The sequence below is a fragment of the uncultured Campylobacter sp. genome, assembly GCF_937997595.1.
Taxonomy (GTDB): domain Bacteria; phylum Campylobacterota; class Campylobacteria; order Campylobacterales; family Campylobacteraceae; genus Campylobacter_B.
On sequence record NZ_CALKTS010000106.1, the window covers coordinates 1 to 1,241 of the forward strand.

Annotated in this window: 2 pseudogenes; one reads left to right on the forward strand and one right to left on the reverse strand. The window is 45.9% G+C overall.

The annotated features are described in order from the left end of the window. A pseudogene (locus tag Q0614_RS03805) lies at positions 1-173 on the forward strand (acetyl-CoA carboxylase biotin carboxylase subunit); the annotation flags it as partial. Positions 174-794: 621 nt separating this feature from the next. Here the strand turns inward: Q0614_RS03805 and Q0614_RS03810 are convergent. Continuing rightward, positions 795-1,241, reverse strand: a pseudogene (locus Q0614_RS03810) (hypothetical protein); the annotation flags it as partial.

Consider the following 1,241-nt stretch of genomic DNA (forward strand, 5'->3'; position numbering starts at 1 on the left):
AGCTCATCGTCTACGACAAGGACCGCGCGCGCGCGATCGCAAAAATGAAGGTTGCACTAGACGAGCTCATCATCGGTGGCATAAAATCGACGCGCGATTTTCATCTTAGGATGATGAATAACCCCGATTTCGTGGATAATAACTACGACACAAATTACCTAGCCAAGCATTAAATTTAAAATTCCAAGGGATGAAATTCTCTTGGAATTTTAAAATTTATTTGAAATTCTGTATTCAAGATTCCGTTTGAAATTTTATATTTAAAAATCTACTTGAAATTTTGTTTTAAAATTTTATCGTGCCACGCTTTAAAATTTTGCTATTAAATTTGCCGCTAAATCTAGGTGGTAAGGCGCGAGATACGCCATTGTTGCCGCTTATATGTTTTAACAGCGAGATTGACGGCGGGTTTGGTTTAAATTTTACGTTCTGCGGCGCTAAAATTTAGAATTTATGTCTTGCTGCCGCAAATATTTGCTTTTGTCCATGCGGTTTAGCGTTGGTATGCACCGCCACGATATTTTTTCTTTCATACGTAGCGATCGAGTTAAAATTTTAGTATTGCGCGCTCTATCATCATTTCTCGGCGATCGGTTGCCGACGTACGCGAGTAAGCGGTATAAAATTTATCGCACGAGCCGCCAACGCCCGTTCGGCGTAAATTTTATCGCATTCGCCGTTGCGAGCGTGAAATAGTATCGAGCCGTAAATTTTAAACTATCTCGCTGTATGCGCTTGAGAAATGGTGTCCTGCTTCGCGGGCGAAGCGCGCTAGGTTTTTAAACCGTCAAATTTCAAACGCCGAATTCCTCGTAAAATTTATTTAGATAATCGGCGTAGTAGAAGTTTTGATTTCTAGCGTCAAATCTGCCCGCCAGCTCCAAAGCCGTCTTATAGTCGCTCTCATCGCCGAACGCGCTAACGGCGATGAAAAATCGTAGGTCGTTTAGATCGTCGTTGCCATCAAGGATTGCCGCGGAGTGCTTGCGAGCTAAGCTTAACGCCGTCTCGCGCTCGTCCAGCCTAACGGCGATCTCGATGAGCGGGGCGACCATGTTTATGACGCGAGGATTTGACTCGATCGTCGCCGCGGCCTTGGGTAGCAGGGTTTTCGCCTCCCAGGTCCTGCCTAGCGCTATCATACTAAAAAGTATCGGCGCATAGGTTATGTGCGGCACCTCGGAGCAGGTTAGCTCGCCTGAAAGTATCGGCTCGGCAAGACCCAGCGCCGCCTCGTGCTT